The following is a 12,252-nucleotide window of genomic DNA, read 5'->3' as shown; positions in this document are numbered from 1 at the left end:
CATTGAGATCATGTTCGGACGCCTGAAGGATTGGCGGCGCGTCGCCACCCGATATGACAGATGCCCAAAGGTATTCCTCTCGGCCATCGCTCTCGCTGCTACAGTCCTATTCTGGCTGTAAATCAATGAGTCTGGAGCCTAGAGAGCATCTAACTCACCGACGGCGCAACTCATCCTTGGCTTGGTCGCATTGCCGTGGGGCTCTAATTGCGCTCCAAATGGCCTTGTGGCGAGAAAGCACCGCCCCCAAGCGTTCATGGCGGCTTGACCGTCGGTCATGACGATCAGCACAGCAATATCGCCGCGCGCTCCTTACGTTGCGTTCTGATGGAAAGTGAACCGATTACGGTTGAGTCCGATCCCGCTATTCAATCCGCAGCAGCCTTGCGGTGATGACTGCTGCCGCCGGTTGACCAATGCGTCAAAAACTGACCCTACCGGTTACGGCTGAACTTCCTTTTTCCCGAACATTCGTTCTCTTTGGGCAGACGACGCGCTGCGTTGCCCCAAGTCCGCTGTGAGCGCGGAGCGACCAATGCTGCAAGCCGGTCGGATAGGCGACACGCGTGGGTTGCGGCCTTCCGCCCCCGAATCGACGGCCATAACCGGACACTCGGCGCCGCTCGTTTTGGCCGCGGTCAGCGTCCGCATTACCGCCATTCGCTGCAAGAGAACAGTCCGATCGCCGCAACCAGCGAGATCCAATTTTGCCAACATGAATACCTATGTTCAAAGGTTTAAAATGGTGAGATTTTTCCTAACTTTGAGCCGAAGAAACCTAAGCGCCAGCCTTCATGAAAAACACCCTATAAGCGTCATGTTTCCGCCGAAAATCCCGTCTAGCGAGAAGTTTCTATACAAACCGAAAACGGGTTTGTTACCCTTAAAGCAAGTATGATTTTGTTTCGCCGGCTTATCTCGGCACGCTTTTATTCATTTATTGACAGGTGAGGTGGCGCGTCATGCCAACCGTAAGTTACCCCGGCGTTTATGTCCGCGAGATACCTTCGGGTGTGCAAGCAATCAGCGGAGTTGCGACATCGATTGCGACCTTTGTTGGGATGGCCAAGGCCGGACCACTGAACATCCCAACCACGGTTCTGGGCATTCAAGACTACGAACGTGTCTTTTCGGATGACACCAGTCAGGGCGAGATGACCGAGCAAGTGCGCCAGTTCTTTCTGAACGGCGGCGAACAGGCGATCATATGCCGTGTGGCCGATGGGGCATTGCCATCCAGTGTCGGATTGACGGCGGCTGGCGGTGCGACCGTGCTGACCTTGCAGTCTCGTGATGCGGGGTTGCTGGCGAACCGGTTGCGCGCACGGGTCAGTTACAACACCGCTTCCCCTGAACGAAGCTTTGAGCTTGAAATCTTTGTGGAAGAGTTTGATGCCAGCGGGCAGCCGGAGGTGACCGCGACGGAGACGTTTTCGAACCTCAGCATGGCGCCCAGTGCGTCACGCTATGTGCGCAACATTCTGGACCAACAATCGCTGTTGGTTACCGCGACAATCGATGATGCCACGACCGCTGCAGAAGAGGCTGCAGCGCTGGCCGCTGCCACAGTTAACGGGTTTTCGGCGAGTGCCGAGATATTCGCGGACACCGGGGCGGCAGAAGCGGCACTTTTGGCAGCAGTGCAGGCCACGCAGGCCGGAAACACCGGGACGGCAGGACGGCTCCAAGTGCGGATCGAGGGAGAAAACGCATCCCCCACGGTGACGGTTTCTGTTGATGTAGCCGATACCAGCCTCGCTACTCTGGCGACAACGATCAACACCGCGCTCGCGCCGCACACGCCGGTAACGGTGACAGTGCCCGATCCAACCGATGAACCCCTCATCATCAGGGCAAACGCAGCACAGCATGATGTGGTGATCGAACCCGCGGCGCAATTCGACATTTCCGCCGCGCTGGGATTGGGCGTGACCCAAGGCGGCATAGAAGTGGGCGCGTGGTCGCAAGCCCGGCCTGTGCCGTCCGGGCTCGTCTCCGTTCTGGACGACGGCTCTGGGGACTTGGCGGCGATCCTCTCGCTGGGCGGCGCAGATCGCACGACACTGACGGATCTGGGTGTGGATGGAACGGCGGCCGTGAACCCCTTTACCATCGCGACCGCCGATATCGTCTATCCGGGTGCCGGTACGACCTTTGCCGAAGGTACGCAAAGCACCGCAACGTCTTTCCGCAACATCGCCGAAAACCTGCAGGCCGTGGCCATCGCGCTGAGTGCCGAAAGCGAGGACTGGCGGGCAGAAGTACACGGCTTGCGGCTTGCACTGATCCCCGAATTCGGTTCGGCCAGTAGCGGTGGCGGGGCGACATTTGTCTCGGCAACGCCTGATCTGTCCCTTGCCGGTGAGCTGTTTGGTGGTGTCACCAGCACCATCGCGGCTTCCGCTCTGGGCGGGGGGACCGATGGAAACGTGGCCCAGCTCGAAGATTACATGGACGCGTTCCAGCAGATCGAGGAGCGGGTCAACATCTTCAACATTATGATCTTGCCCAAGAGTGCCGGGGACACGACAGTGCCCGGCATTCGCGCTGGCGTCTGGGGGCCTGCCAGTGCGTTCTGTCGCGACCAGCTTGCGGTTCTGCTGGTTGATGTGGAACCCGCGCAACAAACCACGCAGGGCGTTCTCGACAGTTTGCAGGGGCTTCGTACAGGTGTGGCCACCGACTACGCCGCGGCGTTCTGGCCGAGGGTGTCGATCACATCGAATGGGCTGACAAGACCGATTGATCCATCCGGTTCAATGGCAGGTGTCATGGCGCGTATCGATGGCTCACGCGGGGTCTGGAAAGCCTCTGCCGGGGTCGAGGCCAGCCTTTTTGGCGTGCGCGGCGTGGACGTGCCACTTTCGGATCCGCAAAACGGCCAACTCAACCCCGAGGCCATAAATTGCATCCGTTCGTTCCCGAACGGTGTTTTGGCATGGGGCGCACGCACAATGGCCGGGTTTGATGCCTCTAGCGAAACAGACTACCGGTACTTACCGGTGCGGCGCATTGCGCTCTTCATCGAGGCGAGCCTGCGCAACGGTTTGCAATTCGCCGTGTTCGAACCCAATGATGCCCCACTCTGGAGCCAAATCCGTCTCGCCGCCGGATCATTCATGAACGGCCTGTTCCGACAGGGGGCCTTTGCCGGCAATACCGCGACGGACGCGTTTTTCGTCAAGTGTGACGCTGAGACGACTACGCCAACCGATCAGGCCCTTGGCATTGTCAATGTTGCGGTGGGTTTCGCCCCGCTGCGCCCGGCAGAGTTTGTTGTCGTTACCCTACAGCAGCGTACGGCGCAGGCTCAGGTCTGACGGCATAGGAGGTTTTTGATGGCACAGTTTACCCGCAACAATCGCATTGACCCGTACAAAAATTTCAAGTTTCGCGTCTATTTCGCAGGAATGCCTGATCCTATCGCAGGGATGAGCAAAGTTGGCGCCTTGAAACGGACCACGGAAGCCGTCAGCCACCGCGACGGTGGCGATAATTCAACGCCGCGACACTCTCCCGGCACGTCTAAATTCGAGCCAATCACTTTTGAACGTGGTGTCACCCATGATCCCGCCTTTGAGGATTGGGCCAATCTGGTTTACAGCACCAACGGAGACGCGTCCGTCTCACTCGCCAATTTTCGGCGGGATTTGAGGGTCGACCTGTTGAACGAGCAGGGTGTCATTGCAAAGTCGTATTTGATCTTTCGGTGCTGGGTTTCCGAGTACACCGCGTTGCCTGAACTGGATGCAAACGCAAATGCCACAGCGATCGAAATGGTCACGGTCCAGAACGAAGGCTGGGTCCGGGATCTTGACGTACGCGAAGTCGCCGAAACGTAACAAGGAGGGCGGCCCGGCGGCATTTTCCGCTTTGGGTCACGCTGAACATGATAACGGCAGCGCTATCTGACGTGCCAGCGGAACGAGACGGTCCGGTTCGGACCATTGTGTTGCGTGAATTGACGGCAATTCAAGAGTTGGAGGTCACGGATACTCGGGCTCTGCTGGCGCAGCTTTGTGCGGACGGGCTCGTGTCTCATGATGCCTTGAACCTGTCGGAACAGGACATGGCGATCGCGGCGCTTTACGCCGCAATGTACGGCGACACGATCGAATGCCATGTGCCCTGTTGTGACTGCGATCGGAAATTCGAAACCCAATTCGAGCTGTCTGATTGGATTGCGAGCCTGCGTCGCGGCCCCGAGATTACCCGTATCGGCCCTAACGCTTTCCGCTGTTCCGATTTCTCGTTCCGCGTGCCTGTGCATGGCGATTTGGGCGCGCTGGGGGATGCACCGCCAGAGGTGCGCGCCAAGCAACTGGCGCAGGCCTGTGTGCTGGAGGGCACTCCGGATCATCATGAGCTGGAAGCTGCGCTGATGCGTGCGGGGCCGATGCTCGACGATGATATAGAAGCGCAATGCCCGCACTGCGGCACGCATCAGACCTTTCCGCTGAGCATGGATGCGTATTTCTGGGCGGCTCTGCGCCGCGAGAGTCCGATCATCGTTCGTGAAATTCACCAAATCGCAATGGCCTACAAATGGTCGCGCAGCGAGATCATGTCTTTGCCCCGCTCGCTGCGGCGCGAACATGTCCGACTGATCCTGTCCGACCAGCGCCCACGCGGGGTGTCCTCATGGCGATGAGCTATTTGGCACGGGTGGCCAATCGCACAAACAGCGCAGGACCCACCCCGATCAGTATCGGCGCCCGCCCCGCCAAAGCGATCGACTCGCCACTGGTGGAAGAAGACCAACGCCTGAACCTCGATCCGGGCGAAGTCTTCGCATCCGCCCCGACTATCACGCAAGCCCCTGTATCTCTGGAAGAAACGGACTTGCCCGACGCGAAAGTTGCCGACCAGATCGGCCCTCTGCCTGAGGCACCGGCCAAAGAGGAAACGCCGCAAGACATGTCGACACCGGACACATTTGCGCCAGCCCCTCTGACCGAGGTGTATGACGATCCACCGTTGCCCGAGTCCCCCAACCCCTCAACTGCAGGCACCGTGCAAGTCGTTGATGGTCCGGCGCCGCCGCCGGTAGACGCAATGTTCGAGGAGACAAGCGATCCACTGGAACCCGAGGTACCTGCGCCACGCCCGATAACCAAGGCAAAGGAAAAGGAACGCAGACCCGACAATCCCCAAACCACGCCCCTTGCAAGCATGATGAAGGCTGTGGCCATAGCGGAACGCTGGGTGTCCGAAGATCCGACCGCGCCCGAGGTGGTTCAACCGCGACAGATGGAGCGCGAGGTATTCGTCCCGCGCGATCAACAAGGCGCCATGGGCGTTCAACCGATCCTCCCAGAGACGATGGAGGACCGTCCGCAGCAGCCTGTGCCGCGTGGCCCAACGGTCGAGATTGGCCAGATCGAGATCGAGGTCGTCCCACCCCCGGCACCCGCGCAACCTCGTCCTGTGTCGTCGCGCCCTGCCGCGCCCCCAGCACCGAAACCAGCGATGCCCTTCGGTTGGAGGCAAAGGTAAATGAGCCTGACCGACCTCTCTCGCGTGACCCAGACACTGACGGAGTTGCTGCGTCAGGTCATCGCGCGGGACACGTCGGTCGCTACCATCGAATTCACGGCAGCACCACCAGATGACACCTTGGGATCCATGCCGAATGTCATCAGCGTGCATCTCTTTCACACGATGGAAGACCCGCACGGCAAGAACTACCTGCCCCCCGGCGGACAAGGGGGGGCGGTGCCTGTACAGCAAACCCCGCTTGCGCTGTGCCTTTACTACGTCGTCACGGCGACCAGCAGCGTAACCGATGGCGGCCCATCAAACCGTGCGGCCATAGAACAGCGTCTTCTTGGTTTTGTGGCGCGGGCGTTCCACGACTACCCGATCATCAACGACTCCACCGTCATTCCGAGTGTCCCGCCTGCGCCGGCCAACCAACCGTTGTTGGAGACGGTCGGCCTGCAAGGCTCGGACAACGTGATCAAGATCGTTCTGCGCCCCGTTTCGGTCGACGATACAATCAACTTCTGGAGTGCCGAACAGGACCGGATCGCACGCATTTCGCTCTATTACGAAGTGCGCGTCATTCTCTTTGCAACGCCGCGCGTGGAAAGTGCGGCACCGCCTGTACTGTCCGTGGCGGAATTCGTGTCGGTCAGCGATCAAGTCGCGATCTTGCGCACGCGTGCCCTGACGGGTTTTGTTCTGCCTGCGGGGCATCCGCTGGCTGATCCGACTCAGCCTTTCCGTTTTTTCGAGGCAAGTCCGGCGCGTCCCACGCTCTTTCCTTCTGGGGCGGCACCGCCCTCTGTCCCGCCCCAGAACAATCAGATCACCTTTGAAGGTTCCGGGTTTCAGGGCGACCGGGTTTCGTTGTCACTGGAAGGGCCCATGGCCATTGGCAACGCTGACCCGGAAACTCGCCGGGCGCGCATTTCCATCAGCCAAAGTGTCAATCCCGAATGGCAGATCACTGCTGACGGCGTGCGGGTCTCGGTCAGTATGCGCACCACCGTCACCGATGAGGACGGGCAGACCCTTACGCTCTATCCCGGCCTTTATACCGCGCGAGTCATCGTCGGCACCCAAATGGCCAACCAGTCTCCGGTGCGGTTTCTTGAAACAAGCTCTGCTGATTGTCCGTTTCCGGTGGCGCCACAGATCGCTGCAGTGGACGCTCTGGCCGGACCCGCGGCCGCGCGGCCTTTCCGGATCACGCTCCACGGCAGTTACCTTCGGGATGCGCTGGACTTGGTTTTGACCGTGTCGGGGCAGCGTATGGTCCGCGACGCAGATCTGACCGTGGCGGGACATTTCAACTTTGAGAACGCGACACCAGACCGGATTGACCTGACCGTGGATACGTCCGCGTTTGCATCGCCGCTGGCCATCCAACTTGTCATCGACGGGGCCGAGGCCCCGCCTGCCTGGGGAGAGTTCTGATGAACGTTGCCCCAAGAACCGCCGCGCCTTCAGCCACCGCAGACTTACCCATCGAAGAGGCGATCTTGTCCCTGGTGCGTACCTTGTGCCGTCGTCGTATCCTCTGGCTGGACAGCCTGGCGGAACAGGCAGTGGCGGAACCGGACCTTCGCAACGCGCAGGCTCGCGCGCTTGCAGATATGGATGCGCCGGAACAAGAGGTCGACTTTCTGGACAGCCATGGCGAAGCAAAGGTTCTTTGGGAAGAGGCGGGTGCGCTTCATGTGCACATATTCGAGGGTGAAAACCGCCTGCGGCACGTGGCGGATGTTTTTGGCTTGTCCATCGAAGAGCGGCAATTGGTGCTTCTGTGCCTTGCGGCCGCGATCGATCCCTCGTTGCATCTGGTATTCCAAAGTCTCTCGGGCTTGCCCGGCGGACCGGTGCGCGAAGACATGGCGGCGCGGCTCTTCGGACACGGGCGCAACGCGATGTGGGGGCCCGGCAGCCCGCTGTGCCGGTGGCATATCCTGGAAGAGGTCGGCGGCACGCTGCGATTGGACCCCTATGTGCAAAGCTATTTGCGCGGGGCATCCGATGTCGATCCGGACGTGGCAACGCTGTGCCGCGTGTTCAATGAAGCCCCCGATCCGCTTCCCAACTGGCCGGTGGGCGACCTCTCCGCACGGCTGATCGACGCTTTGCAACGCGGCATGCCAACGCGGGTGATCGTATTGGGCCAACCGCTGAGCGGCCGCACGACCTTTGCGGCCTTGATCAGCGCGCGGCTGGGGCGGTCTGTCAGTGTGATCGACACCAGCCGGATCGCGGAGCAGGATTGGGATCAAGTGCGCATGCGTGTGCAGCGTCAAGCGCTGTTGCACAATTCCACAGTCGCCTGGGCCGGTGCAAACGCGCTTAAGGGGATCGAGCCGCTGCCGGACAGCATCGACGTTGAATTCTTGATCCTCGAAACACAGGAGGATGCGACGCCCGCCATAGGCTGGCATGAAGAACGGGTCAAAATCCCTTCTCTGTCCAGCAGCGAACGCAAAGCGTTGTGGCAACGGTATCTGCCTGGCGCGCAGGTGTGGCCGGACGGGGCCCTGGATCAACTTGCAGACCGGTTCCGGGTTACCATTGGCGAAATCCGTCATGTCGCCGCGCAGGGTGATAACAGTTTCGAAGGCGTGCGACAGCGCACTCGCGCACTTTCGCATGGCAAACTGGGTGATTTGGCCCGGCTGGTTGATTGCCCCTTTGAACGCTCGGATTTGCACCTGCCCGATGGAGTCTCGGATCATTTGGATGAATTCCTCTACGAGGCAAAAACGCGCAACGCATTCTGGGAAGATCCAGGCGCGCGCCGGCTGTTCCCGCGCGGCGTGGGCTTGATCGGTCTGATGTCTGGCCCGCCGGGCACGGGTAAGACGATGGCGGCGCAGGTGATCGCCCGCGAACTGGGCCTCGATCTTTTCCGGATCGATGTTGCGACAATGATCGACAAATACATCGGCGAGACCGCCAAACGGCTCAAACGGCTCTTTGCCCGGGCGAGCGAGATCAACGCTGTGCTGCTGTTTGATGAGGCGGACGCCTTGTTTGCGCGGCGTACCGACACGAAGGATTCGCTTGATAAGCATTCCAACGCTGACACCAGCTACTTGCTGCAACTGGTCGAGGACTATCCTGGCGTTGCACTTCTGGCGACCAACAAGCGTCAGCAGATTGACGACGCCTTTGTCCGGCGCATCCGGTACGTGTTCTACTTGCCCAGACCCGAACGCGCGGAACGGCTTGCCATCTGGCAGCAGGTCGTATCGGTGCTTGCATCGCCCCAGCTGGCGGCGGATCTGAGCAGCGATTTGGAGCGGCTTTCGTCTGATCTGCCGATGACCGGCGCGCAGATCAAGAATGCGGCCCTCGCAGCGGTGTTTTTCTCAAGGCGAGACGGAACCGCGCTGACAGCCGCGCATCTGACACGCGCAGTAGACCAGCAAATGATCAATCAAGGCGGCGGCATCGGGACCAAAAACACGAGGGCAGGGCGATGAGTATCAAAATCAATCGGATAAAGTTGCGCATACCTGCAGACATGGCCGGAACGCCCGAGGGTTTTGCACGGTCGTTTGCCGCGCGCCTTGCGCACCAGACATCACCGGTGGCTGGCCCCCTCGACACAGTCCGCCTGCGCCTGCCGCAGCCCAAGGGCGATCCCGCAGGCACCATCGCCCGCGCCGTTGGGCGTGCCATCCAACACGGGGGAAAGGACTGATGGAGACGCAAACAGGCTTCACTGGCAGTCCCAAGCTTTCGCGTGGCGCACTTGTGCAATTGGTGGACAGCGTGATCGGTGTTGAACCGTCGATTGTGCCCTTCCAGTACAATCCCATGACGCTCAGCATCTCGATCGCGCCGTTCAACCCCAACGAGGTCGAACAATCCGGACGTGGACAGATCGCGCCGACGTCGCAACCCTACGAGCCCAAACGCACGTTCACAGCCGAGATCGAACTTGATGCCACGGATCAGCTTGCCGACGAAGAACCCGTGGCCACCAATGTCGGTATCGGCGACAGGCTGGCAGCACTCGAACAGTTGCTCTTTCCAAGCGAGGGCCTGATCGGAGAGCTGATCTCGGCCATCGGCGATCTGACTGGCAATCCGCAACCACCCAAACGCGCAAGCGTGCCGATTGCGCTTTTGATCCTTGGTCCGTCACGCATTTTGCCGGTTCGGATCACCAATTATTCGGTGGAAGAGTCGCAGTTCCTGCCTTCGCTCGACCCGATGATGGCCAAGGTGAGCCTGACGATGGAGGTTCTGACGCCGGATGTCTTCCGCTGCGAAAGCGGTCCCTCGGTCGAGATAGCCCGCGCCACCTATAATTTTTTCCAAGTGCAGCAGGCCACTCTGGCCATTGCGCATAACGCCCGCAACGCCTCCAAGGCGTTGAGTCTTTTGCCGTTCTAGAAAGGAGGCCCAATGGCTGTTTTTGATCCCAAGAGCCGATATGTCAGCCCCCCGCTGGAACCTTATGCCGTTACCGACAGACGGGGGCGCACGGTCATGGCCTTGCCGATGCCGGAGCCGCCGGTCGATCAATCCGTCGGCCGCTACCTGCCAAAACAGGGTCAACGGCTTGATCATCTCGCAGCAGCTCTCGTGCTGGATCCGTTTGGCTACTGGCGCATTGCTGAACTTAACGGCGCGCTCTTGCCTGATGCGCTGGATGAGGAGGAGCGGTTGATGATCCCTCCTGTCACGAGGTAGCCCATGCCGGATATCCGTTATCAGATCGCCGTCAACCGCGTTCCCGACAACGACCTCACCTCCGAAGTCGCTGAAATCGAGGTCACGCAATCGATCGAGGGGCCTGCAACGGGGCGGGTCAAGTTCGCCGTGGACATCTGCGGCGAAGACCTCAGCCTGATGAACGATGCTCGGCTGAACCCCGGGCCCGACGACAACGAGTTGACGGTGATCGCCAGCATCGACGGCACGCAGCATGTTCTGATCCACGGCATCGTCACCGAACGTCAGGCGAATTTCGTCGAAGGCGGCCCGGGATCGTTCCTCGAGGTCAAGCTTACGGACCGGCGTGCGGTGATGTCGCGCCAACAGCGCTCGCAGGCCCATTCCGGCACGGCAGCCGAGATCGTGACCGGTATCCTCAATGGCCCCAGCCACCCGGCAGAAAAGAAATACGGGTTCGAACCCGATGTGGTGGACACGCCAATTGAGTATGATGAGGACACCAACACCCTGAACCAGACGGAAGACGATCTGGCCTTTGTCGAAAAACTGGCGGGGCGTACGGGGTCGCGCTTCTGGATTGACTGGACGGTTGAAACAGGCCTGACCGGCTTTAACGTGGTCGAAACTGCGCATTTCAAACCGTCCCCGCCGCGCCCGTCGTCCAATGCACTGGGCTTTGTCCCTCCGATCCAACTGGCACCGAACTCCGCGCCCAAGCTGACGCTGAACACAGGCGACGGATGCTCCACCCTTGCCAGTTTCGACGTCAGTTCCAACAACGAGGCACCGAACGAGACCGGCTCGGTTCAGCGTGTCGCGACGGATGGTGAAATCGACGACACCGATGTGCCGGGGCCGTCCGATCCGCCGCTGGGCGCTGACCCGCCTGCCACAGCCTCGCGCTCGCGGCGGATCGTGTCGGCCGGGTCCGCGCAAGAGGCGCAATTGCGCAACCAGGCAGCGCTCAACGATGCCTCATACTCCACCCGCGCTACGGCGGAGACCAGCGTGCAGGCACTCAATGGCATCTTGTCAGCTCATCAGGTCGTCACCGTGGAAGGCGCAGGCAGTATCAACAGCGGCGACTACTTTCTCGCCTCCGTTACCCACTCCGTCGATCCGTCAGCCCACAAGATGCGCCTTGAAATGATGCGCAACGCTGCGGGAGCCAACCCATGAACCAGATGGCAGATCGCCCGGGCCAAGCCCAAACGGATTTTTACGGCAAGTACCGTGGACAAGTGATCGACAACTCCGATCCTCAAGGCAAAGGCCGTCTGCTGATCACGGTGCCACAAGTGCTGAACGATGTCCCAGTCTGGGCCGAACCCTGCGTTCCATATGCAGGGCGCAATATTGGATTTTATGCCATGCCGGAGGTGGGCGGCGGCGTCTGGATCGAGTTCGAGGCGGGCGACCCCTCCTATCCGATCTGGACGGGCTGTTTCTGGGCGGATGGCGACATCCCGTCCGAGGACGCGGACCCCAACATCAAGTTCTTCCGGATGAACAAGGCGACCATCCGCATCGACGATTCAAATGGCGAAATCCTGATCGAAAACGACAGCGGTCATTCGATCAAGATGACCACAAGCGAGATCACGATCAAGTCGAACACCGTCAAACAAGAGGCGTCCGGAGGCAAAGTCACTGAGCTTTCGGCCTCCTCTTTCAAAGTCAACAACGGCAACCTGGAGGTGCTCTGATGGAACCTCCTTTCCAAGGGTTTCACTATCCGCCCACGCTTGAGGGGCCCATGGGCCGGTTTCGGCCTGAGACGGATTACGAGGCCTATGTGAACCAACTGATCCGCCAGGTCCTACTGACAGCACCCGGCGAGCGGGTGAACCGGCCCGATTTTGGTGCCGGGCTGCGCCGCGCATTGTTTGCGCCATCGAGCCCAGAAACCGCCACCATGCTGAAAGCGACAATTTTCCAAGCGCTTACTCAGTGGCTCGGTACCATCATTGACGTCAATGAGGTCGAGACCGTTTTTGACAACGGGCGCCTCGACGTGGCGGTCGTCTACACGATCAAGGCGCGCGGTGATGAGCAGATCATCAATCTGGAGCTCGCGTTATGAAGGAGGCCCGG

12 protein-coding genes and 1 pseudogene are annotated in these 12,252 nt (G+C 60.2%); all 13 read left to right on the top strand.

Annotated features, from left to right (window positions below; genetic code table 11):
- Nucleotides 1-121, top strand: a pseudogene (locus AB1E34_RS02480) (IS5/IS1182 family transposase); the annotation flags it as partial.
- A gap of 841 nt (nucleotides 122-962) precedes the next feature.
- Nucleotides 963-3,320 carry a phage tail sheath family protein gene (locus tag AB1E34_RS02475; RefSeq protein ID WP_372570751.1) on the top strand — a complete coding sequence of 786 codons (2,358 nt, stop codon included), beginning with the start codon at nucleotides 963-965 and terminating at the stop codon, nucleotides 3,318-3,320.
- Nucleotides 3,321-3,338: 18 nt separating this feature from the next.
- A complete protein-coding gene (locus AB1E34_RS02470) occupies nucleotides 3,339-3,842 on the top strand; it encodes a phage tail protein (protein WP_372570750.1) in 504 nt (167 codons plus the stop codon).
- 110 nt (nucleotides 3,843-3,952) lie between these two features.
- Entirely contained in the window at nucleotides 3,953-4,651 is a 699-nt protein-coding gene (locus AB1E34_RS02465; protein ID WP_372570749.1) for a hypothetical protein, read from the top strand.
- Nucleotides 4,642-5,496 carry a hypothetical protein gene (locus AB1E34_RS02460; RefSeq protein ID WP_372570748.1) on the top strand — a complete coding sequence of 285 codons (855 nt, stop codon included), beginning with the start codon at nucleotides 4,642-4,644 and terminating at the stop codon, nucleotides 5,494-5,496. Before AB1E34_RS02465 ends, AB1E34_RS02460 begins: the two co-directional genes overlap by 10 nt.
- Nucleotides 5,497-6,921, top strand: a complete 1,425-nt coding sequence (locus tag AB1E34_RS02455; RefSeq protein ID WP_372570747.1) for a Pvc16 family protein — start codon at nucleotides 5,497-5,499, stop codon at nucleotides 6,919-6,921.
- The gene (locus AB1E34_RS02450) at nucleotides 6,921-8,954 is read left to right on the top strand and encodes an ATP-binding protein (protein WP_372570746.1); all 2,034 of its coding nucleotides are present in this window, start codon (nucleotides 6,921-6,923) and stop codon (nucleotides 8,952-8,954) included. The genes AB1E34_RS02455 and AB1E34_RS02450 overlap by 1 nt, the downstream gene beginning before the upstream one ends.
- Before the next feature lie 41 nt (nucleotides 8,955-8,995).
- Nucleotides 8,996-9,175 carry a hypothetical protein gene (locus AB1E34_RS02445; RefSeq protein WP_372570745.1) on the top strand — a complete coding sequence of 60 codons (180 nt, stop codon included), beginning with the start codon at nucleotides 8,996-8,998 and terminating at the stop codon, nucleotides 9,173-9,175.
- On the top strand, nucleotides 9,175-9,873 hold the full coding sequence (locus AB1E34_RS02440) for a hypothetical protein (protein ID WP_372570744.1): 699 nt from the start codon (nucleotides 9,175-9,177) through the stop codon (nucleotides 9,871-9,873). Before AB1E34_RS02445 ends, AB1E34_RS02440 begins: the two co-directional genes overlap by 1 nt.
- A 12-nt stretch (nucleotides 9,874-9,885) precedes the next feature.
- On the top strand, nucleotides 9,886-10,173 hold the full coding sequence (locus AB1E34_RS02435) for a hypothetical protein (protein ID WP_372570743.1): 288 nt from the start codon (nucleotides 9,886-9,888) through the stop codon (nucleotides 10,171-10,173).
- Nucleotides 10,174-10,176: 3 nt separating this feature from the next.
- Entirely contained in the window at nucleotides 10,177-11,337 is a 1,161-nt protein-coding gene (locus AB1E34_RS02430; RefSeq protein ID WP_372570742.1) for a hypothetical protein, read from the top strand.
- The gene (locus tag AB1E34_RS02425; protein ID WP_372570741.1) at nucleotides 11,334-11,864 is read left to right on the top strand and encodes a phage baseplate assembly protein V; all 531 of its coding nucleotides are present in this window, start codon (nucleotides 11,334-11,336) and stop codon (nucleotides 11,862-11,864) included. The genes AB1E34_RS02430 and AB1E34_RS02425 overlap by 4 nt, the downstream gene beginning before the upstream one ends.
- Nucleotides 11,864-12,241, top strand: coding sequence for a GPW/gp25 family protein (locus AB1E34_RS02420; protein ID WP_372570740.1), 378 nt, complete (start codon nucleotides 11,864-11,866; stop codon nucleotides 12,239-12,241). The genes AB1E34_RS02425 and AB1E34_RS02420 overlap by 1 nt, the downstream gene beginning before the upstream one ends.
- Nucleotides 12,242-12,252: the final 11 nt, after the last annotated feature.

The sequence above is a fragment of the Ruegeria jejuensis genome (genome assembly GCF_041537905.1).
Classification (GTDB): Bacteria; Pseudomonadota; Alphaproteobacteria; order Rhodobacterales; family Rhodobacteraceae; genus Ruegeria_C.
Note: the sequence above shows the minus strand (reverse complement) of the source record. Positions and strands in the feature narration are given on the sequence as shown.

What these genes read in the sequence shown, in the direction of transcription:
- AB1E34_RS02445 (WP_372570745.1), top strand. Translation starts at nt 8,996, where the DNA reads ATGGCCGGAACGCCCGAGGGTTTTGCACGGTCGTTTGCCGCGCGCCTT.
- AB1E34_RS02435 (WP_372570743.1), top strand. Translation starts at nt 9,886, where the DNA reads ATGGCTGTTTTTGATCCCAAGAGCCGATATGTCAGCCCCCCGCTGGAA.
- AB1E34_RS02440 (WP_372570744.1), top strand. Translation starts at nt 9,175, where the DNA reads ATGGAGACGCAAACAGGCTTCACTGGCAGTCCCAAGCTTTCGCGTGGC.
- AB1E34_RS02460 (WP_372570748.1), top strand. Translation starts at nt 4,642, where the DNA reads ATGGCGATGAGCTATTTGGCACGGGTGGCCAATCGCACAAACAGCGCA.
- AB1E34_RS02470 (WP_372570750.1), top strand. Translation starts at nt 3,339, where the DNA reads ATGGCACAGTTTACCCGCAACAATCGCATTGACCCGTACAAAAATTTC.
- AB1E34_RS02475 (WP_372570751.1), top strand. Translation starts at nt 963, where the DNA reads ATGCCAACCGTAAGTTACCCCGGCGTTTATGTCCGCGAGATACCTTCG.
- AB1E34_RS02450 (WP_372570746.1), top strand. Translation starts at nt 6,921, where the DNA reads ATGAACGTTGCCCCAAGAACCGCCGCGCCTTCAGCCACCGCAGACTTA.
- AB1E34_RS02455 (WP_372570747.1), top strand. Translation starts at nt 5,497, where the DNA reads ATGAGCCTGACCGACCTCTCTCGCGTGACCCAGACACTGACGGAGTTG.
- AB1E34_RS02420 (WP_372570740.1), top strand. Translation starts at nt 11,864, where the DNA reads ATGGAACCTCCTTTCCAAGGGTTTCACTATCCGCCCACGCTTGAGGGG.
- AB1E34_RS02425 (WP_372570741.1), top strand. Translation starts at nt 11,334, where the DNA reads ATGAACCAGATGGCAGATCGCCCGGGCCAAGCCCAAACGGATTTTTAC.
- AB1E34_RS02430 (WP_372570742.1), top strand. Translation starts at nt 10,177, where the DNA reads ATGCCGGATATCCGTTATCAGATCGCCGTCAACCGCGTTCCCGACAAC.